The following is a 26,596-nucleotide window of genomic DNA, read 5'->3' as shown; positions in this document are numbered from 1 at the left end:
GAGGGGGCGGTGACCACGGCTCGCGCCTTCCCCTTCGTGCTGCACGTCGACCTCGACCAGTTCATCGCCGCGGTCGAGGTCCTGCGCCGGCCCGAGCTCGCCGGGCGCGAGGTCGTCGTCGGCGGCCGCGGCGACCCCACCGAGCGGGCCGTCGTCTCCACGGCCTCGTACGAGGCGCGCGAGCGCGGAGTGCGCTCGGGGATGCCGCTGCGCGTCGCCGCCCGCAAGGCGCCGGACGCGGTCTTCCTGCCGGTCGACGGCCCGCACTACCTCGCCGCGTCGGAGGAGGTCTTCGCCGCGGTGCGCGACCTCGGGCTCGTCGTCGAGGTGCTCGGCTGGGACGAGGGCTTCGTCGGCGGTGACACCGACGACCCCGAGGCGCTGGCCCGCGACATCCAGGCAGCTGTGCTCGGGCGGACCTCGCTGCACTGCTCGGTCGGCATCGGCGACACCCGGGTCCGCGCGAAGATCGCGACCGACTTCGGCAAGCCGCAGGGGGTCTTCCGCCTGACCGCCGCGAACTGGGTCGAGGTGATGGGCCATCGTCCAACGGCCGACCTCTGGGGCGTCGGCGCGCGTGTCTCGGCCCGGCTGGCGACGCACGGCATCCGCACCGTGTCCGAGCTGGCCGCCGCGTCCCCCGAGGTGCTGGTCGGTGAGTTCGGGCCAAGGATGGGCGCCTGGTACGGCTCGCTCGGACGCGGCGAGGGCTCGGCCGAGGTCGACGACACCCCGTGGGTCGCCCGTGGCCACAGCCGCGAGACGACCTACCAGTCGAACCTCGTGACGGGCGACGAGGTGCGTGAGGCCGTGCGGGTGCTGACCGACCAGGTGCTGAAAGACGTCGGGCGGGAGGGCCGACCGGTCGTGCGCATCGGGCTGAAGATCCGCTACGCGCCGTTCTTCACGGTCAACCGCAGCCGCAAGCTGCCGACGACGACGTCCGAGCCGGGGCCGGTGCACGCGGCGGTGCAGGGGCTGCTGGCCGACCACCTCGAGGAGGATCGGGAGGTCCGGCTGCTGGGGGTCCGCGCGGAGATGACGATGCCCGAGGAGGGTGGCGACGTCGAGCGCACGCCGGTCCGCGGCCGCGTCTGACTCCCGCGCCCCCGCTCATCCCGCACGTGCGGGGTTATCGCTGTCCGAACAGCCCCGCGACCACGAAAAGCCCGCACGTGCGGGGTTGTCGCTGTCCGAGTGGCCCGACGACCACGAAAAGCCCGCACGTGCGGGGTTGTCGCTGTCCGATCCACGTCGCGTGGGCTCCGGAACGTCCGCGTCACCACGGTGACGGCGCGGAACTTCCTCGTGGTCGGGGATGCATCCGCGTCATCAGGGAGCATCCGGGTCATCGCCGTGATGACGCGGAACCTCCGGCCCGCCGGGCGGCGACTCAGGTCGGCGCGCGGACCGGGGAGGTCAGTTGCCGTGCGCCGGCTCGGTGCCGTCGTCGCCGGGGACCCAGGCGTTGGGGCCGGCCGGGCCCTCCTGGACCTCGCCCGACTCGCCGTCGGGCTGGGCGTTGACCGACTGGTCGTCGCTGATCGGCGTGCCGGCGTCCTCGCCGTCCATCTTCTGCACCTCGGACACCTGGCCGTCGCTCTGCTCGTCGTCTCGTCCCATGGGTCGACGCTAACCGCCACTGCCCCACCGGAGGCGCGGAGGCTCCCGATGTCCGCGATAGGTTGGACAGCATGTCGACGACGCCGGAGGTCCTGCGCGCCCTCGTCGACGACGCCGCGGTCTTCCCGCCCGGCAACAGCCCTCTGCCCGAGGCGGTCTCGGCCCACGCCACGCACCGAGCCGCGCCCTACGGCGGATGCGTCGGGCCGCTGCTCGTGCCGGCGTCGTCCGCCCCCGAGCTGCTCGACGCGCTCGACGCCGGCCGGTGGACCGGGCGCGGCCCCCTCGACCTCGGCGTCGTCGCCCGGCCCGGCACCGACCCGGCTGCGCTGCGCGAGGGTCTCGCCGTCCTCGGCGCCGACCCCCGCGTCGACGTGCGCGGCGCCGAGCTGGGCTGGACCGACCGATGGCGCCGCCTCGACCTGCCCGGCGACCTGCCGCTCGCGCTCGAGGTGCCGCGCGAGCCCGACGCCCGCGACGCGGCGCTGGCCGACGTCCGGGCAGCCGTCGCCGAGGGTGACGCGGTCGTCGCGAAGTTCCGCTCCGGCCCGACGCCGACGTGGCCCTGGCCGGACGAGCACGAGCTGGCAGGCTTCCTCGTCGCCGCCACCTCCGTGCGGGTGCCGTTCAAGCTGACCGGCGGCCTGCACCACGCCGTCCGCGGGACCTACGCGGTCGGCGGGACCGACGAGGAGAACCACGGCGTCCTCGACGTCCTCGTGGCCACCGCCGCGGCGCTCGAGGGCGCACCGGTCGCCGAGGTCGCCGCCCTGCTCGACGTGCGCGACGGCCACGCCCTCGCCGACCTGGTCCTCGCCTGGCCGGGCTCGACCACCCGTCGGGTCCGCGCCGCGTTCACCGCCTACGGCTGCTGCACCGTCACCGACCCCCTCGGCGAGCTCGCCACGCTCGGCCTCGCCGCGACCGACCACCCCACCCCCGGAGAGGACCCCGCGCCATGACCTGGCTCGACCTGCCCGCCGACCACCCCTTCGGCCTGCACAACCTGCCCTACGGCGTCTTCTCCACCGGCCCCGACGGCGAGCGCCGCGTCGGGGTCCGCGTCGGCGAGCAGGTGCTCGACCTCGTCGCCTGCGCCGAGCAGGCCGGGATGGAGTCCGCCGCCGTGTGGCGCGGCGGGTCCCTCGACGCCTTCCTCGCCGAGGGCCGGCCGGCGTGGACCGCGGCCCGTGAGTGGCTGACCGAGCAGCTGACCAACGACGAGTACCGCGACACCGTCGAGCCCCACCTCCTCCCCGTGTCCGACGTGACGATGCACCTGCCGTTCGCGGTCGCCGACTACGTCGACTTCTACGCCAGCGAGCACCACGCGACGAACGTCGGACGCATCTTCCGGCCGGACTCGGCTCCGCTGACGCCCAACTGGAAGCACCTGCCGATCGGGTACCACGGGCGCGCCGGCACCGTCGTCGTCTCCGGGACCGACGTCGTGCGGCCCACCGGGCAGCGCAAGGCCCCGGCCGACGACGCCCCGACCTTCGGCCCGAGCGTCCGCCTCGACATCGAGGCCGAGCTCGGCTTCGTCGTCGGCGGCTCGACCGCCCTCGGCGACCGCGTCGACCTCCCGGACGCCGACGAGCACCTGTTCGGGGTCGTGCTCCTCAACGACTGGTCGGCGCGGGACCTCCAGGCCTGGGAGTACGTGCCCCTCGGCCCGTTCCTCGGCAAGTCCTTCGCGACGAGCATCAGCCCGTGGGTCGTGACCACCGACGCCCTGCGCGCCGCGCGCGTGCCGCTGCCCGGGCAGGACCCGCAGCCGCTGCCCTACCTCGCGGGTGACGGCGCGTACGGTCTCGACGTCCACGTCGAGGTCGACTGGAACGGCACGGTCGTCTCGCGGCCCGAGTTCCGCGACATGTACTGGTCGCCGGCCCAGATGCTCGCGCACCTGAGCGTCAACGGCGCGAGCGTCCGTCCGGGCGACCTCTTCGGCTCCGGCACGATCTCGGGTCCGGCAAAGGAGACCCGCGGGTGCTTCCTCGAGCTGACCTGGAGCGGGCAGGAGCCGGTCACCCTCGACGACGGCAGTGAGCGCACCTTCCTCGAGGACGGCGACACGGTGACGCTGCGGGCCACCGCGCCCGGTCCCGACGGGACGGTCATCGGGTTCGGTGAGTGCACCGGGACGGTGCGGCCCGCCCGCTGACCCGCGGAGGTCAGCGCTTCCGGAGCACGACGACGGTGTCGGCGACCTTGTCGTGCAGGGCCTGGCGGCGCGGGTCGCGGATCAACCACCCCGGGTCGACGACCGACAGGACGATGCCCGCGACGTTGACGAGCGGGTTGAGCTGGAGCAGGTCGCTGACGACGCCCAGGGACTGACGGCGCAGGGCGACCCCCACGCCGATCCGCGCACGCCCTGCCGTGGGGCGGACGATGGTGCCGAGCAGCATCTTGCCCGGTGTCGCGGAGCGCCAGACGAGGAAGAGGGTCGAGTACACCAGGCCGACGCCGATCTGGATGAGCCCGATCGGCAGCGCGATCTCGGCGAACGCGTTGAGCGGCACGGAGAAGTCGGGGTTCTCGCCGTTGGCGGACGCCTGGAGCCAGTCGCGCACGGCGTCGAGGTAGGAGCCCATGAGCGGGAGGGACGCGAGACCCGCGAGGAGGCCGGTCAGCAGCGAGTCGACGACCCAGGCCAGCAGGCGGCGCCACCACTCGGCGACGACGTCGCCGTCGGGCATCCGCAGCGCGCGGTCGACCGGGGCCTGCTGCCAGTGGGGGTGCTGCGCCGGGGGCTGCCCCCACGGCTGCTGCGGGGCGCCGCCCCACGGGGTGCCCTGGGTCCGGGGGTCGGCGGGACCGGCCGGCGCGCCCGGCGCGGCGGTGGATGCCGGGTCAACGGGAGCGTTCACGGCGGGGGCGGCGGGCTGGGCGTGGCGCGGGGTGGTGTGGCTGCTCCACACGATGCCGTCGAAGTACCGCAGGCGGGTCGCGTCGTCGGGGTCCTCGTACCAGCCGGGGGCGCTCGGCGTCGTCATGCGCCCAAGGATCGCACGCGGCCCCGGACGCCCTCGTGCGCGGCCCTCCCGGGACGGGCTCGCAACGTCCGTGGACGCATCGCGCCGCCGCTCCCCTACCGGTCGTAGGGTCGCCGGATGAGCGACGACCACTCCGTCCTGCGCACCAAGCCCGTCGAGGACGTCCTGGCGCAGGCCGGTGGCCCGGAGGGCGAGGGCGGCGGCGACACCCAGGGCCCGGGCCGGCTGAACCGACGCCTCGGCCCGTTCAGCCTCATGGGCTTCGGCATCGGCATCGTCATCGGCACGGGGATCTTCACCCTGACCGGGATCGAGGCCAAGAACCACGCGGGCCCGGGCGTCGTCATCTCGTTCGTCATCGCCGGGGCCGTCAGCCTGCTCGCGGCCCTCTGCTACTCCGAGCTCGCCTCCGCCGTCCCCACGGCCGGCTCCGCCTACACGTACGCCTACGCGACGATCGGCGAGGTGTTCGCGTGGATCATCGGCTGGGACCTCATCCTCGAGTTCGCCCTCGGCGCAGCCGTGGTCGCGCGCGGATGGTCCGGCTACGCGCAGGAGCTGTTCGACCTGCCGACCTCGATCTTCGGCGAGGAGTCGGTCGCCAACCTCGGCGCCATCGCCATCGTCCTGCTCCTCGGCGTCGTCGCCGTCGTCGGCATCCGCGAGAGCGCCCGCGTGACCAACACGCTCGTCGTCGTCAAGGTCGCCGTCTGCGTCTTCGTCATCATCGCCGGCGCGTTCTACGTCAAGGCCGCAAACCTCACGCCGTTCATCCCGCCGGCTCAGCCGGTGAAGGAGGGCACCTCGGGGCTCAAGCAGCCGGTCAGCCAGGCGCTCTTCGGCATCGAGCCGACGGCCTTCGGCTTCGCCGGCGTCCTCACCGCAGCGGCCGTGGTCTTCTTCGCGTACACCGGGTTCGAGGCCGTCGCCAACCTCGGCGAGGAGACGAAGAAGCCGAGCCGCGACCTGCCGCTCGGCCTGCTCGGGACGCTCGGCATCTGCACGCTGCTCTACGTCGGCGTCTCCTTCGTCATCACCGGGATGGTCCCCTTCTCGCAGCTCAACGAGGGCGCGCCCATCGCCAGCGCGTTCGAGGCGGTGGGAGCCGGATGGGCGTCCGTCCTCGTCTCGATCGCCGCCGTGGCGGGCCTGACGTCGGTCATCCTCGTCGACATCGTCGCGATGGGCCGGATCGGCTTCTCGATGGGCCGCGACGGCCTCATCCCCCGCTCGGTCGCCGAGGTCCACCCGAAGTGGGGCACGCCGTGGAAGATCACGATGATGACGATCGTCCTCGTCGCGGTGCTCGCCGGGTTCGTGCCGCTCACCGCCCTCGCCGACCTCGTCTCGATCGGCACCCTGTTCGCGTTCGTCATCGTCTCGATCGCCGTGCCGGTGCTGCGCCGGACCAAGCCGGACCTCCCCAGGCCCTTCCGCACGCCGTTCTCGCCGGTCGTGCCGGCCCTGTCGGCCCTGGCCTGCGTCTACCTCATGACGAACCTGTCGGTCGAGACCTGGCTGCGCTTCGCGGTCTGGATGGTGCTCGGGTTCCTCGTGTACTTCCTCTACGGCCGCAAGCACGCCCGGCTCAACGCACGCGCCGACTCCGCGGCCTGATCGAGCGGGCGTCGCGCCGTTGACCGATGACGTGCCCCGGCGCACCATCGGGGGATGGCGCTCCGGCTCGGCACCCACCTGATGTCCCTGCACTCCGGGCTGCTGTGGGAGCCGGTCGACCGACGCGTGCGCGCGACCCTCGACGGCGTCCCCGTGCTCGACAGCGTCGACGCCGCGCTCGTCTGGGAGCCGCGCCGCGTCGTGCCGATGTACGCCGTCCCGCCCGAGGACCTCATGGCCACGCTCGACCCGCGGCCCCCGACCCCCGTGCCCGACCCGCTCCCCCCGGTGCTCGGCCCGGTGAACTTCGGCCGGCACACGACACCGGGGCGCTCCTTCGACCTCGTCGTGGGGCGGACGCGGCTCGCGGACAGCGCCTTCGCCCCCGATGACCCCGACCTCGGCGGGCGGGTCGTCGTCGAGTGGGCGCCCTTCGACTGGGTCGAGGAGGCCACCGCGGTCACCGGCCACCCGCACGACCCCTTCAAGCGCATCGACCTCCTCGCGGCCGACCGGCACGTCGTCGTCGCCGTCGACGGTGTCGTCCTCGCCGACACCCACCGCGCGACGGCCGTGCACGAGACCCACATCCCCGCGCGCTGGTACGTCCCGGCGGAGGACGTGCGGCTCGACCTGCTCGTGCCGAGCGCGTCGACGACGACCTGCGCGTACAAGGGGGACGCTTGTTACTGGTCGCTCCCGGCGCGCGAGGGGCGGCCCGAGGTCGAGGACGTCGCCTGGTCCTACCCCGACCCGCTGCCCGAGGTCGCGGCGCTGCGCGACCTCGTCTGCTTCTACGCCGAGCGCACCGACCTCGTCGTCGACGGCGTGCCCGTCCCGCGGCCCGTCACCCCCTGGTCCTCCCCCGCGGACCAGGAGCGCTCCTGACACGGCGACGCCGCCGGACCCCCTCGGAATCCGGCGGCGTCGAGCGTGCCCCAGTGGTCGCGCGTCAGAGGTTGCCGCGCTTGTCCTGCTCGCGCTCGATGGACTCGAAGAGCGCCTTGAAGTTGCCCTTGCCGAAGCCGAGCGAGCCGTGGCGCTCGATGATCTCGAAGAAGACGGTCGGCCGGTCGCCGAGCGGCTTGGTGAAGATCTGGAGGAGGTAGCCGTCCTCGTCGCGGTCGACGAGGATCTTGCGGGACTTCAGCTCCTCGATCGGCACGCGGACCTCACCGATGCGCTCGCGCATCTCGGGGTCGTCGTAGTAGGCGTCCGGGGTGTCGAGGAACTCGACGCCCTCCTTGCGCAGCTCGTCGACGGTGCGCAGGATGTCGTTCGTCGCGAGCGCGAGGTGCTGCGCACCGGGGCCGGCGTAGAACTCGAGGTACTCGTCGATCTGGCTCTTCTTCTTCGCGATCGCCGGCTCGTTGAGCGGGAACTTCACGCGGTGGTTGCCGTTGGCGACGACCTTGGACATGAGCGCCGAGTAGTCGGTGGCGATGTCGTCACCGATGAACTCGGCCATGTTCACGAAGCCCATGACCTTGTTGTAGAAGCCGACCCACTCGTCCATCTTGCCGAGCTCGACGTTGCCGACGATGTGGTCGAGGGCCTGGAAGAGGCGCTTCGGGGCGCCGTCGCGCTTGACGAAGGTGGAGGAGGCGGCGACGTAACCGGGCAGGTACGGGCCGGCGTAGGTCGTGCCGTCGACGACTCGCTGGACGAGGCTGTGCCGCGTCTCGCCGTAGGTCGCGATGGCCGCGACGCGCACGGTGCCGTGCTCGTCGGTGAGGTCCTCGGGCTCCTGGAGGACGGTCGCGCCGGCGCGACGGGCCTGCTCGACGCACTTGTCGACGTCCGGCACCTCGAGGGAGATGTCGACGACGCCGTCGCCGTGCTTCGCGTGGTGCTCGATGAGCGGGCTGTCGGGGGTGACCGCGCCCTTGACGACGAAGCGGATCGAGCCGGACTTGAGGACGAACGCCTTGTGGTCGCGGGTGCCGTTCTCGGGGCCGGTGTAGCCGACGAGCTCCATGCCCCACGCGCTCTGGTAGTAGTGCGCGGTCTGCGTCGCGTTGCCGACGACGAAGACGATGGCGTCCCAGCCGGTGACCGGGAACGGGTCGGTGCTCTCGTCGTAGTCGACCAGGCCCACGAGCTGCTTGAGCTGCTCGAGGTCGAGCTCGGCCGCGCGCTCCTGGTCGGTGCGGTCGAGGCGGCTGGCGGACGTCGTCGTCGTGTCAGTCATCCCGCCACTGTCGGGGCGCTGGTCGGGATGTGCAACCTCTCGCCGACACGGTGCACACGATGTGCATGCTGTTGCCTCGGCACCCCTTCCTGCTGGACGATGTGACCATGGCCAACAAGGACGGGGTGGACGCCCTCGACGCCCGGATCATCGCCCTCTTCACCGAGGACCCGCACGTCGGCGTGCTCGGCGCCTCCCGCCGGCTCGGGGTGGCGCGCGGCACGGTGCAGGCGCGCCTGGACCGGCTGCAGGAGCGCGGGGTGATCCGCAGCTTCGCCCCGCAGGTCGACCCCGACGCCCTCGGGTACCCGGTCACCGCGTTCTGTACGCTCGAGATCAGCCAGCGGCAGGGCCACGAGCCGGTCGTCGCGCACCTCGCGGCCATCCCCGAGGTGCTCGAGATCCACTCGATCACCGGCGTCGGCGACCTCGTGGTGCGGGTGGCGGCCCGCGACAACGCCGACCTCGGCCGGGTCATCGACGAGATCATCGACGACGTCCACGTGCTGCGGGCCAACACGGCCATCTGCCTCGTGACCCACCTCCCCCACCGCACCGGCCCGCTCGTCGCGACGGCGGCCACCCGCTCGACCGTCGAGTGAACAGGACACGCCGTGCCCGAGGGGTCGGGCACGGCGTGTTCTGTTCACTCGACGGGGTGGAGGCCCCGCCCGGGGTGCGGGGCGGAGCTCAGGCAGTGATGACCACCGGCGTGCCGTTCGCGACGAGGCGCCAGTCGGTGGAGGCGAAGCTCGGCGGGTCGATCTGCTGGTTGGCGGTCACCCAGTCGATGAGCAGCTGCCGGATCTCGACCTGCCGGTTGTCGACGACCGGGGCCGTCGTGACGCCGGGGAAGCCACCACCGCCGGACTGGCGGTAGTTGTTGATCGCGATGACGAACTCCTGCGCCGGGTCGATCGGGGCGCCGGCGTACTGGAGGTTCGTGATCCGCGAGCCCGGGTCCTTGGCGATGTCGATCTCGTAGGTCAGGGGTGCGTCGAGGCCGCCCATGATGTCGTAGTTGTAGTCGGGCGTGCCGTTCGGCGCGGTCGGCGTCTTCGCGTTCGTCACCTGCTCCGGGGTGAACGGGCCGGCCGAGGTGACCTGCTGGAAGTACGCCGCCGACTGCTCGAGGTAGGCCTTGACCTGCGCACCGGTCAGCGTGATGCCGAGCAGCGTGTTGTCGAAGATGTACAGCCCCGCGACGTCGCGCACGGTCACCTCGCCCGCCGGGATGGCGGCGTCCTTGTTGAACGGCGCGGCGATCGAGAGCACCGGAAGGTCGGCCTGCGGGGTGCCGACGAGGGCATCCTTGACGGCCTGCCCCTGGACGAGGTTGATGAAGTCCATCGCGGCGGTGTCCTCGTAGCGGGACGTCGCGGCCGACATCGCCTCGGTGCAGGTGCCGATGACGCCGTTGACGTACGCGAGGACCTTCTCGTGCGCGGGACGGACGAGGGCCGCGATCTTGGCGTCCTCGGGGACGGTGTTCGCGTTGAGCAGCGTCGCCGAGGACGAGCGCACCGACCAGCGGCCGCGCTCGAAGCAGAGGTCGAGGTCCATGACCGAGACGCGCATGCCCCAGTAGTACGGCTCGCTGAGGAGCACGTCCCGCCCGGTGACCTTGTTCTTCACGAGCTTCTGCGGGACCTCGAGGTGGGCGTGGCCGACGAGGACCGCGTCGATGCCGGGGACCTCCTCGGCCAGCTGGGTGCTCGCGTTCTCGGGGTAGGGCAGGGCGTCGCCGTAGCTCGAGCCGGGGACCGGGCCGGAGTGGCAGGACACGACGACGACGTCGGCGCCCATCCGCTTCAGGCGCGGGACCATCACCTTCGCCTGCTCGACGATGCCGGGGAACTTCACCTTGCCCTCGACGTTGGCCTTGTCCCAGATCGCGACGCCGGGCGTGACGAGGCCGAGGATGCCGACCGTGATGTCCTTGCCGCCCTTGACCTTGACCCGCTTGAGGACGTACGGCGGGAAGACCGGCCGGCCGGTGTTCCAGTCGACCGAGTTCGCCGACAGGAGCGGGAAGCGGCACTGCTTCTGGAAGGCCCTCAGCGTGTCGAGGCCGTAGTTGTACTCGTGGTTGCCGAGGGCGGCCGCGTCGTAGCCGACGGCGTTCATCGCGAGGGCCATCGGGTGCTTGGAGCCGCCGGTGATCGGGTCGATCTTCGCGTAGTAGTACGCGAGCGGCGTGCCCTGGATGGTGTCGCCCGCGTCGAGCGTCAGGCAGGTGCTCGCGCCGCGCTCGGCGCGCATCGCCTTGATGAGCGTCGCGGCCTTCGCGATGCCGATCTGGTTGCCGGCCTTGTCGGAGTAGGCCGCGTTGGCGAAGTAGTTCCAGTTGAAGACGTTGCCGTGCAGGTCGGTCGTGCCGAGCACGGTGAGGCGGAAGGTCTTGCCGCCGTGGTGGTGGTCGTGGTCGTGGCCGTGCCCGTGGTGGGGGTCGGCGGAGGCCGATGGGGCCGCCCAGAGGCCGGCGCCACCGACGACGGCCATGGTGAGCAGCTGACGGCGGGATGCAGAAGTGTTGTCGGTCACGGGGCGGCACGTTAGCCCGTCCGGGCGGCCGGTGCGCGACGAGGGCGTGGCCGTTCTCTCAGGATGCGCCGAGCATCCGGTGAACGCCCGGTGTCGTCCTCAGGTGGCGTTGCCGACCACTGCCGCCACGAAGGGCGTCGCCCCGACGCAGAGGCCGCCGAGCGCGATGAGCCAGGTACCACGCTCGCCTGCCGACGCGGCTCGTCGCCGGCCTCCCACCACGAGGAGGACGACCGCCAGGACGGCGAGCGCCACTCCGGCGAACCACCCGTGCTCCGGCACCGCGACGGCCCCCCACATGAGGAAACCGGCCTCGGCGACGGCACCGAGGACCAACCCCACCCGCAGCAGGGCGATGCGCAGCTCGAGGTCGGCCGCGGCCATCGTCAGCGGCGGCCGACGAACCAGTTGCGGATCTTCGCGATCCGCTCGGTGACCTGCTCGCTCGTCGCGGACGCGAGCTCCGGACCACCGCAGGCCCGGCGCAGCTCCATGTGGACGTTGGCGTGCGGGGCCCCGGTCTTGCTCGAGTACGCCGCGACGAGCTTGTTGAGCTCCTTGCGCTGCGCGGCGAGGGCGCGGTGCTGGGCCACCGGCGTCGGCCCCTGCGCGGGCTGCGGCCGGGCCGAGCTCCCCTTGGCCTGCTTGGCCTGGCGCTCGTGGAGGAGCATCGCCACCTGGTCCGGCTCGAGCAGCCCCGGGAGGCCGAGGTAGTCCTGCTCCTCCTCGGAGCCGACCTCGGCGTGCAGGCCGAACTGCTTGGCGTCGAAGAGCACGTGGTCGAAGTGCGCGTCGGACTCCAGCGCCTCGAAGCGGGACTCGTCGAGGCCGAGGGTCTTCTCGGTCCGGTTGGCGGCGGCGAGCATCCCCTCCTCCTCGGCCCACAGCGACGCCTCGTCCTCGTCGCTGCTCGGGCGGTTGAGGGCGTGGTCGCGCTCCTCCTCCATCGTCGCGGCGAGCTGGAGGATGATCGGCACCGACGGCAGGAACACCGACGCCGTCTCACCGCGACGACGGGCCCGGACGAAGCGACCGACGGCCTGGGCGAAGAACAGCGGGGTCGAGGTCGAGGTGGCGTAGACGCCGACGGCCAGGCGCGGGACGTCGACGCCCTCGGAGACCATCCGGACCGCGACCATCCAGCGCGCCTCGCTCTGGCTGAACTCCTCGATCCGTGAGCTCGCGCCCGCGTCGTCGGAGAGCACGACGGTGGTCTTCTCGCCGGTGATGTCCGTGAGGATGCGTGCGTACGCGCGAGCCGCGTTCTGGTTGGAGGCGATGACGAGGCCGCCGGCGTCCGGCACGTGCCGGCGCACCTCGGACAGGCGCTTGTCGGCGGCGCTGAGCACCGCCGGGATCCACTCGCCCTTGGGGTCGAGCGCGGTGCGCCACGCGTGCGCGGTGATGTCCTTGGTCAGGGGCTCCCCGAGCCGGGCCGCGACCTCGTCGCCGGCCTTGGTGCGCCAGCGCATCGCGCCGCCGTAGGCGAGGAAGAGGACCGGGCGCACGACACCGTCGCGGAGCGCGGCCGCGTAGCCGTAGGTGTAGTCCGACCCCGAGCGCAGGATGCCCGCGGCGTCCATCTCGTAGCGCACGAACGGGATCGGGTTGGTGTCGGAGCGGAACGGCGTCCCGGTCAGCGAGAGGCGCCGCGTGGCCGGCGTGAACGCCTCGCGGATGCCGTCGCCCCACGAGCGGGCGTCGCCGCCGTGGTGGATCTCGTCGAGGATGACGAGCGTCGGCTCGGCCTCCGTGCGCCGCTTGTGCAGCCCCGGGTTGGCCGCGACCTGCGCGTACGTCAGAGCCACGCCGTGGTACTCGCTCGACTGCACGCCGGCGCCGTTGGAGAACGACGGGTTGAGCTGGATGCCGACCCGGCCCGCGGCATCGGCCCACTGCGTCTTGAGGTGCTCGGTCGGGGCGACGACGGTGACCGCCCGGATGACGCCGCGGTCGAGCAGCTCGGTGGCGATCCGCAGCGCGTACGTCGTCTTGCCGGCGCCGGGCGTCGCGACCGCGAGGAAGTCCTTCTCCTGGCGGGCCAGGTAGGCGGCCAGGGCCTCCTCCTGCCACGCGCGGAGCTTCGACGCGGTACCCCACGCGGCCCGCTCGGGATAGGCGGGGGGCAGGTGTCCGGCAGCAGAGGTACTCATGGGCGACGGCCACGATAACCGGCCGCCGGACGACACACCGAAGGCCCCGGCGGATTGCGCCGGGGCCCTCGGTCTGTGCTAGCCGAGATGGCCGGTCAGACGTTGCGGTAGGCGAGCCACGCGTTCTGCATCCGGGTGGCCTGGCCGGTCGTGAAGGTGTTCATGCACGCGTCGTCCGAGTAGTCCATGAAGTTGGTGATCGGGTCGAGGCCGGCGGTGCCGCAGGTGTCGCGGCCGGTGGGGCAGCCATAGGCGGGCGAGGCCTCGGCCGGGGTGTCGGAGACCGAGTCACCGCTGCCCGAGCAGCCGCCCTGGAAGGTGTGGTAGAGGTTCATCCAGTGGCCGACCTCGTGCGTGCCGGTGTCGCCCTGGTTGTACGGCGCGGCCGTGCCGCCGGGCACCGACTGGTCGAGGATGACGACGCCGTCCATGACGTCCTGGCTCGCCTTCGGGAAGGTCGCCCAGCCGAGCAGGCCGCCGCCGAGGTTCGCGGTGTAGAGGTTGAGGTCGCCCATGTTGCCCTTGCGCAGGGCGGTCTTCATCTGGCGCTCCTGCGTGGTGCCGTCGGTCAGGCCCTGGTACCAGGAGGCGTTGGTCGTCGTGTCCGTGCCGGCCAGGCGGAAGGAGAACCCGGCCGAGGAGTAGGCGTTGTTGAGGACCGAGATCTGGTTGTTGATCTGGGTGCTCGTCAGCCTGCCGTTCGTGCCGTCGGTGATGACGTGGACGTAGACGTCGACGACGCCGCCGGCGAAGGCCGCGACGGGCTTCTTGTTCGAGGCGGCGGCGGAGCGCTGCGCCGACTGCGTGACGGCCTTGCCGTCGGTGCGGGTGTCGTAGCCCTTGGCCGCGAGCGCCTTGGCCATCGCGGCGTCGTTCGCCTTCGTCTGGGCCGGGGTCAGCTCGTGCGGGTCGGCCCGGTTCGGCCCCGCGGCGTGCCGACCGCCCACGACGTCGCTGTGCACGGTGCACTCGGCCGACTGGGCGGTGTCCGCCGCCATCGGGCGGGCCTGGGCCGAGGACAGGGGCACGAGGGAGCCGGCCACGCCGAGGGTGAGGGCGGCGAGGGCCGTGAGGGAACGAGTACGCATGGGCGTCCTTCCGGGAGTCAGCCCGGTCGGTCGACCGGGGCACCCGCAGGACGCTAGGGGCGCGTCCGGACCGACGGGGTCAGCCCGCGGTCAGGGTTGCGTAAGACCTCGGCCTCCCGCGATACGCGCCCGACGACTGCTGCGGGTCAGGCCCGCGTAAGAACTCGGTCAACTCCGGCGGGAGACCCTCAGCCCCGTCTCAGTCGCCGTCCTCCGGCGGTCGCAGGCCCTCGTAGATCTCTTTGCAGGTCGGGCAGACCGGGAAGCGGTCGGGGTTGCGCCCGGGGATCCAGACCTTGCCGCACAGGGCCGTCACCGGCTCCCCCGACAGCGCGCTCTCGAGGATCTTCTCCTTGCGGACGTAGTGCGCGAAGCGCTCGTGGTCGCCGGGCTCGGCGACCTCGGGGACGGTCTCGGTGCGCTCGAGGACGGCCGTCTGCGTCTGCGGGCCGTCGGGCTGCCCCTGCGGCGCGTTCGGGTCGCTGGGCGGCGGCATCGTCTCGCTCATGGGCAGCAGGGTACGCGCTCGTCCTGCGGGGCCTCCCGGACGCCGGCGGGCCCACGGCGTCAGTTGAGCGAGGGGTCCGGCGGGTAGAGCGCCATCCAGCGCAGCGGCTCGGGCTGGCGGCGCAGCACCCGCTGCCACAGGTCGGCCGGGTGGTCGGTGAAGGCGTCGGCGCTCTCGGTGTCGACGACGAACCACGACCCCGTCGCGATCTCCTCCTCGAGCTGGCCCGGGGACCACCCGGCGTAGCCCGCGAAGATGCGCAGGCCCGACAGCTCGGGGACGACGAGCGGGGGCGGGGTGTCGAGGTCGACGAGGGCGACGGCGCCGAACAGTCGGCGCACCCCGGTCGGCTCGGGCGAGTCGCCGGGGACGGCGACCAGCCCGAGCGCGGAGTCCAGCTGGACCGGCCCGCCCTGGAAGAGGGTGGCCGGCCGGCTGGCGTGCTCCTCCCAGCCGGGCAGGACCGAGTCGATGCCGGCGTCGACGGGGCGGTTGAGCACGACGCCCTGCGCCCCGTCGTCGCCGTGGTGCAGCACGAGGACGACGCTGCGGTGGAAGACGCCCTCCTCGATCTGCGGGGTGGCGACGAGGAGGCGCCCGGTGGTGGTGGCGCTCACGCGCCCATTCTGCCCCCGCGACCCTGCGGACGACCGCCGCTGCGGCCACCCTGCGGGCGACCGCCGCGCGGACCACCCCGGTGCGGGCCACCGCGGCGCGGGCCGCCCCGGCCCTGCGGCTTGGCCTCGAGCAGCGGGCGCCAGACCTCGTCGGGCACGGGGACGCCGCTCGGGGCGACGCCACCGAGCGCGGAGACGGTCGCGTCGCCCGGGGCCACCTTGGCGACCTGCGCCTCGGCGCCGGCCCCCTCGATGATCCGGGTGACCATCTTGCGCTGGTGCGGGAGGGCGAGCATGACGACGGCGCCCTCCTCCCCGGCGCGGGCCGTGCGGCCGGCGCGGTGCAGGTAGTCCTTGTGGTCGGTCGGCGGGTCGACCTGGACGACCATCCCGATGTCGTCGACGTGGATGCCGCGCGCGGCGACGTCGGTGGCGACGAGCACGGGGACGCGGCCGTCGCGGAAGGCGCCGAGGACGCGGTTGCGCACGCCCTGCGAGAGCCCGCCGTGCAGCGCCGCGGCGAGGACACCGCGCTCGCGCAGCTCACGGGCGATGCGCTCGGCCCCGAGCTGGGTGCGGGCGAAGACCACCGTGCGGCCGGCACGCGAGCACAGCTCGGCGGTGAGGGTCTTCTTGTCCTGCGGGTCGATGAGGAGCACGTGGTGGCTCATCGTCGTCACCGCGGCCTGCGCGTCGTCGGTCGAGTGGGTCACCGGGTCGACGAGGTACTTCTCGACGAGGGTGTCGACGCCGCGGTCGAGCGTGGCCGAGAAGAGCAGGCGCTGCCCGCCCTCGGGCACGGCGTCGAGGATCGCGGTGACCTCGGGGACGAAGCCCATGTCGGCCATGTGGTCGGCCTCGTCGAGGATGGCGACCTCGACCCCGCCGAGCTCGACGGCGCCGCGCTCCATCAGGTCGACGAGGCGGCCCGGCGTCGCGACGAGGAGGTGCACGCCGCGGTTGAGCGCCGAGATCTGGCCCTCGTAGGACAGGCCGCCGGCGACGAGCCGGTGCTTGAGGCCGATCACGTGGACGAACGGCTCGAGCGCATCGCTGACCTGCATCGCGAGCTCGCGGGTCGGCACGAGGACGAGCGCCCGCGGGCGGCGCGGCTCGGGGCGCACACCGTCGGCGAGGCGCGCGATGGTCGGCAGACCGAAGGCGAGGGTCTTGCCGGAGCCGGTGCGGCCCCGGCCGAGGACGTCGCGGCCCGCGAGCGCGTCGGGGATCGTCGCGGCCTGGATCGGGAACGGCTCGGTGATGCCGTCGCGGGCGAGGCGCTCGACGAGGCGCTCGGGCAGGCCGAGGGCGGCGAAGCCGTTGTCCTCGGTCACCTCACGCGGGCCACCGGCCGCGACCGAGCGGTACGCGGTCCAGGTGTCGGCCTCGGCGCGCTCGGCCTCGGCCTCCTCGAAGCTGCGCGGCGCCTCGTAGCCACGCTGCTCGACGTGGCGGCCCTCGTGGCGGTCGCGCCGCACGGGGTCGGCGACGCGCGGCGAGCGCTCGCGGAAGGGACGGTCGCCGCGCTCGCGGCGGGGGCGCTCGTCGTGGGGACGGTGGACGCGGCGCTCCTCGCCGTCGCCGGAGACCCAGCGGCGGGGACGGTCGTCGCGCTCGAAGCGCTGCGGGCGGTCCTCGCGCTGGGCGCGCGCCGGACGCTCGTCCCGCTGGAAGCGGTCGTCACGACGCGGACGGTCCTCGCGCTCGAACCGCTGCGGACGGTCCTCGCGCTGGAAGCGCGCCGGACGCTCGTCCCGCTGGAAGCGGTCGTCACGACGCGGACGGTCGTCCCGCGCGAAGCGCGCCGGACGGTCCTCGCGCTGGAAGCGGTCGTCCCGACGCGGACGGTCGTCCCGCTGGACGCGCTGCGGACGGTCCTCGCGCTGGAAGCGCGCCGGACGCTCGTCCCGCTGGAAGCGGTCGTCACGACGCGGACGGTCCTCGCGCTGGAGCCCCTCGCGACGCTCGCTGCGGGCGGGGCGGTCACCGCGGCGCGGGTCCTCGCGGTCCCAGCGCGGCGAGCGCTCGGCCCGGGGGCGCTTGGTGCGCTCGGTGGTCTCGGTGCTGCGGGCGGACTGGCCGCGGTGCGGCTTCTTGGGGCTCTTCTGGGCCTCCGCCTTCTGGGCAGCGGTCCAACGGGCCTTGGGCCCGGATGCCTTCTTGGGCATGGGTGATTCACCTTCGTGGTTCGTCGTTCGGTTGACAGACACGTCGTCAACCGGTGGCGAACCAGCACGGACAACGAGCCTCGGGGCCGTCTGTGGCCCTGGGTGGCCGGTTCGACCTCGCGGTGTCACCGGCGGACCGGGTGGGAGTGGTGTGGAGCGGCCCGCACTCTGCGGGCATCGGCGCGGCCAGGCGCCGGGCCACCTCGGTCAAGGGGTCCAGTCTACCAGCGCGCGGGGGTGCTCCCGGCCACGCGCCGACGGGCGAGGGTCACGCCGAGGAGCACCCCGATCGCGACACCGGTGAGGTCGGCGACCGCGTCGAGGGGGTCACCGCTGCGCGCCGGCAGGAGCGTGGCCTGCACGACCTCGCTGAGGACGGCGTGGGCCGCGAAGACCCCGGCGGCCCAGCGCACCCGGACGCCCGCCAGCACGGCGAGGGCCACCGGGACGAGGAAGACCGCGAGGTGGACCACCTTGTCGGCGTTCGGGAACGGGTCGACGCCCGGCGCCCGCGGGACGTAGAGGACGACGAGCTGGACGAGCGTCGCGGCCAGCGCGAGCGGCCCGGCCACGCGACCGGGGCGCGAGGACGCCGCCGTCACGCGTCGGGGTCGTCGTGGACGCCCTCGACGCCCTCGACGGCACGGCGCACGGCGTCCGCGACGGTGCTCGTGACGTCCGGGTGGAAGACGCTCGGGATGATGTACGTCGCGTTGAGCTCCTCCTCGGTCACGACGCCCGCGAGGGCGTCGGCCGCGGCGAGGAGCACCTCCATCGTCACGTGGCTGCTCGCCGCGTCGATGAGGCCGCGGAAGACACCGGGGAAGACGAGGACGTTGTTGATCTGGTTCGCGAAGTCCGATCGACCTGTCGCGACGACGGCGGCGTGCCGGGCGGCGATCTCGGGGTCGATCTCGGGCACCGGGTTGGCCATCGCGAAGACGACCGAGCCGGGGGCCATCGAGGCGACCGCCTCCTCCGAGAGGATGTTCGGGGCCGAGACGCCGAGGAAGACGTCGGCGTCGCGGACCGCGTCGGCGAGCGAGCCGCTGATGTTGTCGGGGTTGGTGTGCTCGGCGATCCACGCGTGGTTCGGGTGGTCGCCCGAGAGGACGTCGGCGCGGTCGCGGTGGACGACGCCGTCGACGTCGGCGACGACGACGTGGCGCGCCCCGGCGTGGAGCATGAGCTTGAGGATCGCGGTGCCGGCCGCGCCTGCGCCGCTCATCACGAGGCGCACGTCCTCGAGCCGCTTGCCGACGACGCGCAGGGCGTTGCGCAGCGCGGCGAGCGCGACGATCGCCGTGCCGTGCTGGTCGTCGTGGAAGACCGGGATGTCGAGCTCCTCGCGCAGGCGCGCCTCGACCTCGAAGCAGCGCGGCGCCGAGATGTCCTCGAGGTTGATGCCGGCGAACCCGGGGGCGATGGCTTTCACCGTGCGGATGATCTCGTCGACGTCGGTGGTGTCGAGGCAGATCGGGAAGGCGTCGATGTCGGCGAAGCGCTTGAACAGGGCCGCCTTGCCCTCCATGACCGGCAGCGCCGCCAGCGGGCCGATGTCGCCGAGCCCGAGCACCGCCGTGCCGTCGGTGACGACCGCCACGGTGTTGCGCTTGATCGTCAGGCGGCGGGCGTCGGCCGGGTTGTCGGCGATCGCCATGCAGACGCGGGCGACACCCGGCGTGTAGATGAGCGACAGGTCGTCACGGGTGCGGATCGGCACCTTGGACTCGACGGTCAGCTTGCCGCCGAGGTGCATGAGGAAGGTGCGGTCCGAGACCTTGCCGATCTCGACGCCCTCGACCGTGCGCATGACCGCGACGATCTCGTCGGCGTGGTCGACGTCGCGCGTGAGCATCGTCAGGTCGACCCGCATCCGCGCGTGCCCCGAGCCGGTGACGTCGAGGCCGGTGACGACCCCGCCCGCCTTCTCGATGAGGCTCGTCATCTCGCTGACCGCGGTGGGCCGGGCGGGCAGGACGAGGCGGACGGTGACGCTGTTGGCGATGGAGGGCGCGGCGGGCATGCGGTCGATCTAACCGCGTACCGGCAGGTATCCCGAATCGGGGTCCGTGGTGCGGTCGCCCCCGCGCCGCTACCGTGACCGGCATGTCGGACCACGTGGACGTGACCGGCACCGGCAGCGCCGGTGCACCGCCCGACGTCGTCGTCCTCGACGTGCGGGTGCACGTCGACGGCCCCGACGTCGCCTCCGCGCTCTCCGGCCTCGCCGACCGGCTCGCCGCAGCGGTCGCCGCCGCCGACGACCACGGGGTCCGCGACGCCGACCGGCGCACGACCGGGATGGGCGTCTCGCCGCGCTGGGACCGGGAAGGGCAGGGGGTCGTCGGGTACACGGCGCACCAGTCGCTGCGCCTGCGCGTGCGGGACCGGGACCGGGCCGGGGCCGTCATCTCGGCGCTCGCCGGGGCGGCCGGTGACGCCCTGGCCGTCGACGGGGTCTCGCTCGAGGTCGCCGACCCCGCTCCCCTGCTCGTGCGCGCGCGGGACGCCGCCTTCGCCGACGCGCAGGAGCGGGCCGACCAGTGGGCGCGCCTCGCCGGCCGGCCGCTCGGGCCGGTGCTGCGCGTCCGCGAGGCGCCGATGGGCGGCCCGGTGCCGATGCCCAAGGCGCGCTTCGCCGCGGCCGATGCGGGCGTCCCCCTCGAGGGTGGCGAGCCGGTCGTCGGGGTCGAGGTGCAGGTCCGCTTCGCGCTGGGCGAGCCGTGACCTGGGTCGACGCGCTCGGCTGGTTCGGGTCCGCGCTGCTCGTCTTCTCGCTGCTGCAGGCCCGCATCCTGCGGCTGCGTGTGCTCAACACGGTCGCCTGCGTCATCCTCGTCGTCTTCAACGCGGTGCTCGGGGTCTGGCCGATGGTCGCGATGAACGTCGTCCTTGCCGGCATCAACCTGTGGTTCATCGTCCGGATGCTCCGGGAGCGGGGTGACGAGCGGGCCTTCGCCGTCGTCCCGGTGCGCGGGGACGACGGCTACCTGCTGCACGTCCTGCACCTGTGGGCCGGCGACATCGCCCGCTTCTTCCCCGGGTTCACCGCCGGGACGGACCCGTCGCGCTCGACGTGGCTCGTGCAGCACGGCGACGAGACGGCCGGCGTCATCGTCGTCCGCGACGTCGGCGACGGCACGGCCGAGGTCGAGCTGGACTACGTGACCCCGCGGTTCCGCGACTTCGCGCCGGGCGAGTTCGTCTTCCGCCGGTCCGGCCTCTTCCGCGAGCTCGGGGTCCGTCGGGTGCTCACCGCGCCCGGGATGGTCGCGCCGTACTACGACCGGCTCGGTTTCACCCGCGAGGGCGAGCGCTACCGCCTCGACCTCGCCTGAGCCGCCCCGCACGTGGACGACCCGGGCCCTCGGGAAGGAGGGCCCGGGTCGTCTGCGGGGCAGGCGTGGGAGTGCGCCGTGGTGGAGGTGGCGGGAATCGAACCCGCGTCCACTGACGGGAGACCAGGGCTTCTCCGGGTGCAGTGCGCTGTGGATTTTCTCGGCCCCGGGGCTCGCACGCACACGTTCCCCGACAGGCCCAGCCGAGTGAGAGTCCCGCGTCGCCCCTCGGCGTGACGACGCAGCAAGATCTCTAGATGACGCTGGTTACTGAGCCGAGATCATGCTCAGGCCAACGGACTTCGGGCTCGCTCAGGCGGCGAGGGCGAAGTCGGTGCGCTTGGAATCGGCACCTATTGGTTTGCACGGAGCGTTTGACGAGATGACCGTGCCTCCTCGACCCGCTTCCCACTGGACATCCGACCAATGTCGAAACCGATCACCCCCCTGAGGGGAGCACTCCCACGCTGTTGAGTTGTCACGGCGGCACACGGCCACCGCACTGCCAGTATGCCGTGCAACACCGACACGCCCCAACCCGATTCCCCGCGAGCCGTGGGGCGGGCACGAGCGTCGGTCCCCGGGACGGGTCAGGTGGCGGGGACGGCCGGGTCGGCGCCCGGCGCGGCGGTCGGGCTCGGCACCGGGCCGGTGCCCTCACCGGTGCCCTGGGTCCCGTCACTGCTCGGGATCCCGTCGCTCCCCTGGGTCGGGTCGCTCGGCGTCGTGGAGGGCTCGGTGGCGGTCGGCTGCGGCGAGGACTCGCCGGTCGAGGTCGTCGGGCTCGGCGTGGGGGTCGGGGTGTCCGTGGGGGTCGGGCTGCTCGAGGGCACGGGCGTGCGCGAGGCGCCCGGCCGCAGCCAGAGGTCCTGCGGGCTGACGAACGGCGGGCCGGGCAGCGCGGTGGCGGTCGGGGACGGCGAGGCCGTCGGGTCCGCGAGGGTCGGCGAGGGCAGCGACGGCACCGTCCCCGGCCCCGAGCGGGGCCCCGGGCCGGTGGTGGTCGGCGTCGGCGTGGGCGACGGGGTCGTCGGGGTAGGCGTCGGGCTGACCGAGGGCGTGGGCTCGGGCCTCCCGTCGAGCGCGGACAGGCCGCCGGGCTGCAGCGCGACCATCCCGACGACGGCCGCGACACCCGCGCAGGCGGCAGCGACCACCTGCAGCACGCCGACGCGTGCGGAGGTGGGTGCACCCCTGCGGTACCCCTGCACGACAGACAGGCTAAGCGCAACCGGAACGCATTCGGGACATCCGAACGGTCGATGCGGTGTCGCGTCCGGGTGTGCCGCCCGCTCCCGTGGACGTCGGGACACCGGTGTGTCGCGCGTCACTAGGGTGGGCCGTGCCGCTCCCCGACGCCCGGAGGTCCGCCGTGTTCCAGAAGATCCTCGTCGCCAACCGCGGGGAGATCGCCGTCCGCGCGTTCCGCGCCGCCACCGAGCTCGGGGCCAAGACGGTCGCGGTCTTCCCGCACGAGGACCGCACCTCCGAGCACCGGCTCAAGGCGGACGAGTCCTACGAGATCGGCGAGGTCGGCCACCCCGTCCGCGCCTACCTCGACCACGCGAACATCGTCCGGGTCGCGGTCGACTGCGGCGCCGACGCGGTCTACCCCGGCTACGGCTTCCTGTCGGAGAACCCGGACCTCGCGGAGGCGTGCGAGGCCGCCGGCATCACCTTCATCGGCCCGCCGGCCTCCGCGCTGCACCTCGCGGGCAACAAGGCCCGGGCGATCGCCGCGGCCCGGGAGGCCGGCCTGCCAACGCTGCGCGGCGCCGAGCCGACGACCGACCTCGACGCGCTGGCCGCCGCGGCCGAGGAGATCGGCTTCCCGGTCTTCGTCAAGGCCGTCTCCGGCGGTGGCGGGCGCGGGATGCGCCGGGTCGACGAGCGGGCGCAGCTGCGGGACTCGCTCGAGGCCGCCCAGCGCGAGGCCGACGCGGCCTTCGGCGACCCGACGCTCTACCTCGAGGAGGCCGTGGTCCGGCCGCGGCACATCGAGGTCCAGGTGCTCGCCGACGCCACCGGCACCGTCCTGCACCTCTTCGAACGCGACTGCTCGGTGCAGCGCCGCCACCAGAAGGTCGTCGAGATCGCGCCCGCTCCGAACCTCGACCCCGAGGTCCGCGCGAGCATGTGCGCGGACGCCGTGCGCTTCGCCGAGACCATCGGCTACCGCAACGCCGGCACGGTCGAGTTCCTCCTCGGCGAGGACGGTCGCTACGTCTTCATCGAGATGAACCCGCGCATCCAGGTCGAGCACACCGTGACCGAGGAGGTCACCGACATCGACCTCGTCGTCTCGCAGATGCGGATCGCCGCCGGCGAGACCCTCGAGGACCTCGGGCTGCGCCAGGAGGACATCCGCACCCGCGGCGCCGCGCTCCAGTGCCGCATCACGACCGAGGACCCGGCCAACGGCTTCCGTCCGGACGCCGGCCAGATCACCGTCTACCGCTCGGCCGGCGGCGGTGGCGTGCGCCTCGACGGCGGCACCGTGTTCGTCGGCGCGCAGGTCAGCCCCCACTTCGACTCGATGCTCGTCAAGCTGACCTGCCGCGGCAGCGACTTCGGCGTGGCCGTCCGGCGGGCGCGACGGGCGTTGGCGGAGTTCCGGATCCGCGGCGTCTCGACGAACATCCCCTTCCTCGAGGCCGTCCTCGCCGACCCCGTCTTCCAGCGGGGCGAGGCGACGACCGGCTTCATCGACGAGCGCCCCCAGCTCCTCGAGGCGCGGATGGGCGGCGACCGCGGCACGAAGCTGCTGCAGTACCTCGCCGACGTCAGCGTCAACCAGCCGCACGGCCCCGCGACCACCCACCTCAAGCCGCGGACCAAGCTGCCGGCGCTCGACACCGACGCGCCGCTGCCGCCCGGCACCCGCGACCTCCTGCTGCGTGTCGGCCCGGCCGAGTTCGCCCGGCAGCTGCGCGAGCGCACCGACGTGCCGGTCACGGACACCACCTTCCGCGACGCCCACCAGTCGCTGCTGGCCACCCGGATGCGCACGCGCGACCTGCTGCACGTCGCCGGCCACGTCGCCCGCACCACCCCGCAGCTGCTCTCGATGGAGGCCTGGGGCGGGGCCACCTACGACGTCGCGCTGCGCTTCCTCCACGAGGACCCGTGGGAGCGCCTGGCCCTGCTGCGCGAGGCGATGCCGAACATCCCGCTCCAGATGCTGCTGCGCGGGCGCAACACGGTCGGCTACACCCCGTACCCGACGAAGGTCACCGACGCGTTCGTCCACGAGGCGGCCCGCACCGGCCTCGACGTCTTCCGGATCTTCGACTCGCTCAACGACGTCTCGCAGATGCGCCCGGCGGTCGAGGCGGTGCTCGACACGGGGACCGCGGTCGCCGAGGTCGCGCTCTGCTACACCGGCAACCTCATGGACCCGGGCGAGCGGCTCTACACGCTCGACTACTACCTGCGTCTCGCCGAGGAGATCGTCGGCACCGGCGCGCACGTCCTCGCCATCAAGGACATGGCCGGGCTGCTGCGGGCGCCGGCGGCCCGGCGCCTCGTGACGGCCCTGCGCGAGAACTTCGACCTGCCGGTCCACCTGCACACGCACGACACCGCGGGCGGGCAGGTCGGCACGCTGCTCGCGGCCATCGACGCCGGGGTCGACGCCGTCGACGCGGCGACGGCGACGATGTCCGGGACGACGAGCCAGCCGAGCCTCTCGGCCCTCGTCGCGGCCACGGACGGCACCGAGCGCGAGACCGGCCTCGACATCGACGCCGTCTTCGCGCTCGAGCCCTACTGGGAGGCCGTGCGCCGCCTCTACGCGCCGTTCGAGTCCGGGCTCGCCTCCCCCACCGGCCGCGTCTACTTCCACGAGATCCCCGGCGGCCAGCTGTCGAACCTGCGCCAGCAGGCCATCGCGCTCGGGCTCGGCGACCGCTTCGAGGACGTCGAGGACATGTACGCCGCCGCCGACCGCATCCTCGGGCACCTCGTCAAGGTGACGCCCAGCAGCAAGGTCGTCGGTGACCTCGCGCTCGCCCTCGTCGGTGCCGGCGCGGACCCGGCGGACTTCGAGGAGAACCCGACCCGCTACGACATCCCGGACTCGGTCATCGGCTTCCTCGGTGGCGAGCTCGGCGACCCGCCCGGTGGCTGGCCCGAGCCGTTCCGGACCAAGGCGCTCCAGGGCCGCACCCCGAAGCCGCGCGTCACCGAGCTGACGCCCGAGCAGGAGGAGGCGCTCGTCACCGACACCCGGCGCACCCTCAACCAGCTGCTCTTCCCGGGGCCGACGCGCGAGTTCGAGGAGACCCGCGAGCTGTACGGCGACCTGTCGGTCCTCGGCACGATCGAGTTCCTCCACGGCCTCGAGCACGGTCAGGAGTACGAGGCCGAGATCGAGGCGGGCAAGCGGCTGCTCCTCGGCATCAGCTCGATCGGCGACCCGGACCGGCAGGGGATGCGCACGGTCATGTGCACCCTCAACGGGCAGTTCCGTCCGGTCCAGGTGCGCGACCGCTCGGTCGAGGTGGCGACCAAGGCCGCCGAGAAGGCCGACCCCGGGACGCCCGGCCACGTCGCGGCACCCTTCGCCGGCGTCGTCACCCCGGTCGTCGCCGAGGGCGACACCGTCGAGGCCGGCGGCGTCGTCGCGACGATCGAGGCGATGAAGATGGAGGCGAGCATCACCTCGCCGACGGGCGGCACCGTCGAGCGGCTGGCCATCTCCGGGCACCAGCAGGTCGAGGGCGGCGACCTCGTCCTCGTCGTGTCACCCGGCTGAGCTGCGCTCCCCCGCACGGGCGGCCAGGACGTCGAGGTCTCGCAGGGCGTAGCGCAGGTGCTCCCACTCCTCCTCGAGGACGGTGTGGAGGCAGGACCGCACGGTCTCCGGGTACTGCGGCGCCCACGGGTTGGCGCGGGTCGCGTCGAGCTCGTCGGCGGTCGTCGCGGCGAGCAGCTCGCGCACGAGGGCCGTCCGCTCGGCCCGGACGGCGAGCACCTCGGACCACGGCGGCGTGCCCGGCGCGAAGACCGACGGGTCGTGGCCGTCGGCGGCGTACTCGGCGTTCGGCATCCCCAGCGGGTGCCACGGGCGCTCGACCCCGAGCACCGCCCCCCGCACCCACGTGTCGGTGGCCATGACGAGGTGCCGCACCGTCTCGGCGAAGGACCACTCCCCGTCGACGGAGGCGTCGAGCGACCCCTGCGGCATCGACTCGGCCCGGGCCACCGCACCGGCCCAGGCCTGCTCGACCGCGGCCCAGGCGGCACGCAGGCCGTCGGGGTCCTCGGCCCGGCGCAGGGCCCGCCCGGGCATCCGCCGGTCGAGCTCGGCGTCGACGAAGCCGGTGACGTCGACGCCGTTGACGAGCAGGGTGCTCTCGCCGTCGAGCAGCCAGGGCGCGTCGATCTCGGCGCCGGCGACGTCGACCGCCCGCAGGACGGCGCCCGAGAGGTCGCAGCGCACGAAGCGCGCCTCGCGCAGGTCCCGGTCGACGAAGCGCGCCGACGGCTCGGGCTGCTCGGTGGAGGTGTCGGGCGACTCGCTGGGGACCACCGCGGGAGCATCCCACGACCGCACGGCCGCCGTCGCCCCGAGGGCGCGGTGGTGGATGCCGTTGAGGGGCCGCGACCTGCGGCGTCGAATGTTCGTCGAAAGTTTGTCGCGTCGAAAGCCCCACAGGCGCTCGCGCGTGCATAGCGTGGGACCCATCAGCGCGGTGCGTTCCTGGCGGGGCGTGCTGCACCCCGTAGCGAAGGGAGCACCT

The 26,596-nt window shown here is 73.3% G+C and carries 23 protein-coding genes and 1 other RNA gene; 9 read left to right on the top strand and 15 right to left on the bottom strand.

What is annotated here, in order from left to right:
• Nucleotides 1-9 precede the first annotated feature (9 nt).
• The gene (locus tag J3473_RS08580; RefSeq protein ID WP_207022744.1) at nt 10-1,098 is read left to right on the top strand and encodes a DNA polymerase IV; all 1,089 of its coding nucleotides are present in this window, start codon (nt 10-12) and stop codon (nt 1,096-1,098) included.
• Nucleotides 1,099-1,419: 321 nt separating this feature from the next.
• Here the strand turns inward: J3473_RS08580 and J3473_RS08575 are convergent, their stop codons facing one another.
• Nucleotides 1,420-1,623: a hypothetical protein gene (locus J3473_RS08575; RefSeq protein WP_030527525.1), complete on the bottom strand. Its 204-nt coding sequence runs from the start codon at nt 1,621-1,623 to the stop codon at nt 1,420-1,422.
• A gap of 71 nt (nt 1,624-1,694) precedes the next feature.
• Between J3473_RS08575 and J3473_RS08570 the strand changes: the two genes are divergently transcribed.
• Both J3473_RS08570 and fahA read left to right on the top strand, forming a co-directional pair.
• Nucleotides 1,695-2,585, top strand: coding sequence for a hypothetical protein (locus J3473_RS08570; protein WP_207022743.1), 891 nt, complete (start codon nt 1,695-1,697; stop codon nt 2,583-2,585).
• Nucleotides 2,582-3,790, top strand: a complete 1,209-nt coding sequence (gene fahA, locus J3473_RS08565; protein ID WP_207022742.1) for a fumarylacetoacetase — start codon at nt 2,582-2,584, stop codon at nt 3,788-3,790. Before J3473_RS08570 ends, fahA begins: the two co-directional genes overlap by 4 nt.
• Before the next feature lie 10 nt (nt 3,791-3,800).
• On the opposite strand, the gene J3473_RS08560 is transcribed toward fahA, so the two are convergent.
• Nucleotides 3,801-4,625 carry an RDD family protein gene (locus J3473_RS08560; protein ID WP_030527528.1) on the bottom strand — a complete coding sequence of 275 codons (825 nt, stop codon included), beginning with the start codon at nt 4,623-4,625 and terminating at the stop codon, nt 3,801-3,803.
• Nucleotides 4,626-4,742: 117 nt separating this feature from the next.
• Between J3473_RS08560 and J3473_RS08555 the strand changes: the two genes are divergently transcribed.
• On the top strand, nt 4,743-6,242 hold the full coding sequence (locus tag J3473_RS08555) for an amino acid permease (RefSeq protein ID WP_207022741.1): 1,500 nt from the start codon (nt 4,743-4,745) through the stop codon (nt 6,240-6,242).
• A 54-nt stretch (nt 6,243-6,296) separates the two neighbouring features.
• Nucleotides 6,297-7,130 (top strand): DUF427 domain-containing protein, encoded by an 834-nt coding sequence (locus J3473_RS08550; protein ID WP_207022740.1) that lies wholly within the window; start codon nt 6,297-6,299, stop codon nt 7,128-7,130.
• A gap of 64 nt (nt 7,131-7,194) precedes the next feature.
• Here J3473_RS08550 and hppD read toward each other — a convergent pair whose 3' ends face one another.
• Nucleotides 7,195-8,433, bottom strand: coding sequence for a 4-hydroxyphenylpyruvate dioxygenase (hppD, locus tag J3473_RS08545; RefSeq protein WP_242525780.1), 1,239 nt, complete (start codon nt 8,431-8,433; stop codon nt 7,195-7,197).
• A 107-nt stretch (nt 8,434-8,540) separates the two neighbouring features.
• Between hppD and J3473_RS08540 the strand changes: the two genes are divergently transcribed.
• Nucleotides 8,541-9,035 (top strand): Lrp/AsnC family transcriptional regulator, encoded by a 495-nt coding sequence (locus J3473_RS08540; protein WP_030527532.1) that lies wholly within the window; start codon nt 8,541-8,543, stop codon nt 9,033-9,035.
• An 88-nt stretch (nt 9,036-9,123) separates the two neighbouring features.
• Here the strand turns inward: J3473_RS08540 and J3473_RS08535 are convergent, their stop codons facing one another.
• The 9 genes from J3473_RS08535 to J3473_RS08495 form a co-directional block, all read right to left on the bottom strand.
• Nucleotides 9,124-10,977, bottom strand: coding sequence for a bifunctional UDP-sugar hydrolase/5'-nucleotidase (locus J3473_RS08535; RefSeq protein ID WP_306790181.1), 1,854 nt, complete (start codon nt 10,975-10,977; stop codon nt 9,124-9,126).
• Between the two features lie 99 nt (nt 10,978-11,076).
• Nucleotides 11,077-11,361: a hypothetical protein gene (locus J3473_RS08530; RefSeq protein WP_207022739.1), complete on the bottom strand. Its 285-nt coding sequence runs from the start codon at nt 11,359-11,361 to the stop codon at nt 11,077-11,079.
• 2 nt (nt 11,362-11,363) lie between these two features.
• Nucleotides 11,364-13,130: a DEAD/DEAH box helicase gene (locus J3473_RS08525; RefSeq protein ID WP_207022738.1), complete on the bottom strand. Its 1,767-nt coding sequence runs from the start codon at nt 13,128-13,130 to the stop codon at nt 11,364-11,366.
• 95 nt (nt 13,131-13,225) lie between these two features.
• A complete protein-coding gene (locus tag J3473_RS08520) occupies nt 13,226-14,218 on the bottom strand; it encodes a zinc metalloprotease (RefSeq protein ID WP_242525779.1) in 993 nt (330 codons plus the stop codon).
• A 199-nt stretch (nt 14,219-14,417) separates the two neighbouring features.
• Nucleotides 14,418-14,726, bottom strand: a complete 309-nt coding sequence (locus tag J3473_RS08515) for a DUF3039 domain-containing protein (protein ID WP_030527536.1) — start codon at nt 14,724-14,726, stop codon at nt 14,418-14,420.
• A 59-nt stretch (nt 14,727-14,785) separates the two neighbouring features.
• Nucleotides 14,786-15,343 (bottom strand): YqgE/AlgH family protein, encoded by a 558-nt coding sequence (locus J3473_RS08510; protein WP_207022737.1) that lies wholly within the window; start codon nt 15,341-15,343, stop codon nt 14,786-14,788.
• Nucleotides 15,340-17,511: a DEAD/DEAH box helicase gene (locus J3473_RS08505; RefSeq protein ID WP_207022736.1), complete on the bottom strand. Its 2,172-nt coding sequence runs from the start codon at nt 17,509-17,511 to the stop codon at nt 15,340-15,342. Before J3473_RS08505 ends, J3473_RS08510 begins: the two co-directional genes overlap by 4 nt.
• Nucleotides 17,512-17,732: 221 nt before the next feature.
• Complete coding sequence (locus tag J3473_RS08500; protein ID WP_242525778.1) at nt 17,733-18,113, bottom strand: VanZ family protein; 381 nt, start codon at nt 18,111-18,113, stop codon at nt 17,733-17,735.
• A complete protein-coding gene (locus tag J3473_RS08495) occupies nt 18,110-19,537 on the bottom strand; it encodes an NAD-dependent malic enzyme (RefSeq protein WP_207022735.1) in 1,428 nt (475 codons plus the stop codon). The genes J3473_RS08500 and J3473_RS08495 overlap by 4 nt, the downstream gene beginning before the upstream one ends.
• A gap of 83 nt (nt 19,538-19,620) precedes the next feature.
• On the opposite strand from J3473_RS08495, the gene J3473_RS08490 reads away from it, so the two are divergent.
• Both J3473_RS08490 and J3473_RS08485 read left to right on the top strand, forming a co-directional pair.
• Nucleotides 19,621-20,241, top strand: coding sequence for an SIMPL domain-containing protein (locus tag J3473_RS08490; protein ID WP_207022734.1), 621 nt, complete (start codon nt 19,621-19,623; stop codon nt 20,239-20,241).
• Nucleotides 20,238-20,852 carry a YgjV family protein gene (locus J3473_RS08485; RefSeq protein WP_030527542.1) on the top strand — a complete coding sequence of 205 codons (615 nt, stop codon included), beginning with the start codon at nt 20,238-20,240 and terminating at the stop codon, nt 20,850-20,852. The genes J3473_RS08490 and J3473_RS08485 overlap by 4 nt, the downstream gene beginning before the upstream one ends.
• A 79-nt stretch (nt 20,853-20,931) precedes the next feature.
• Here the strand turns inward: J3473_RS08485 and ssrA are convergent.
• Together ssrA and J3473_RS08475 are read right to left on the bottom strand one after the other, a co-directional pair.
• Nucleotides 20,932-21,299: a transfer-messenger RNA gene (ssrA, locus tag J3473_RS08480) on the bottom strand.
• A gap of 143 nt (nt 21,300-21,442) precedes the next feature.
• Nucleotides 21,443-22,063 carry a hypothetical protein gene (locus J3473_RS08475; RefSeq protein WP_207022733.1) on the bottom strand — a complete coding sequence of 207 codons (621 nt, stop codon included), beginning with the start codon at nt 22,061-22,063 and terminating at the stop codon, nt 21,443-21,445.
• 161 nt (nt 22,064-22,224) lie between these two features.
• Here J3473_RS08475 and J3473_RS08470 point away from each other — a divergent pair, with 161 nt between their 5' ends.
• Complete coding sequence (locus J3473_RS08470; RefSeq protein WP_207023004.1) at nt 22,225-25,608, top strand: pyruvate carboxylase; 3,384 nt, start codon at nt 22,225-22,227, stop codon at nt 25,606-25,608.
• Here J3473_RS08470 and J3473_RS08465 read toward each other — a convergent pair.
• Nucleotides 25,597-26,385 carry a DinB family protein gene (locus J3473_RS08465; protein ID WP_242525777.1) on the bottom strand — a complete coding sequence of 263 codons (789 nt, stop codon included), beginning with the start codon at nt 26,383-26,385 and terminating at the stop codon, nt 25,597-25,599. The two genes, J3473_RS08470 and J3473_RS08465, sit on opposite strands and share 12 nt — an antisense overlap.
• Nucleotides 26,386-26,596: the final 211 nt, after the last annotated feature.

The sequence above is a fragment of the Phycicoccus sp. DTK01 genome (assembly GCF_017312765.1).
Lineage (GTDB): Bacteria > Actinomycetota > Actinomycetes > Actinomycetales > Dermatophilaceae > Phycicoccus > Phycicoccus jejuensis.
This window is presented reverse-complemented; position numbering and strand designations above follow the sequence as displayed.